The sequence below is a fragment of the Halomonas borealis genome (assembly GCF_004798905.1).
Classification (GTDB): Bacteria; Pseudomonadota; Gammaproteobacteria; order Pseudomonadales; family Halomonadaceae; genus Halomonas; species Halomonas borealis.
Genome location: NZ_SDMO01000113.1, coordinates 1 through 245, shown reverse-complemented (window position 1 = coordinate 245; position 245 = coordinate 1). Strand labels below are relative to the sequence as shown.

Annotated in this window: 1 protein-coding gene; it reads left to right on the top strand. The window is 39.2% G+C overall.

Annotated elements, in window-relative coordinates; genetic code table 11:
* Positions 1 to 245, top strand: a 245-nt coding sequence (locus tag ETC07_RS16350) for a PRD domain-containing protein (RefSeq protein ID WP_136249343.1), incomplete at both ends; no start/stop codon positions are given.

Sequence of the window (245 nt, the reverse complement as noted above, 5' to 3'; positions counted from 1 at the left end):
AGCGGTTCAGTTTGAAGATTTTACAAAAACCTTCGCTGCCTTACGTGCCCATCTGGTTCCTGCCTATTTTCGACTGAAATACCACTTCGAAATAGAGAATGTTCTTTTGGACAAAATAAAAACAGATTATTCCTCTCTGTTTGAATTAATGGACCTTGCTTTATCACCATTACACGAAGCTTGTGGAGAAATTTCCGAAGCGGAACGCGCCTACTTTGTCATTCTCTTTGGTGGAGAAATTTATA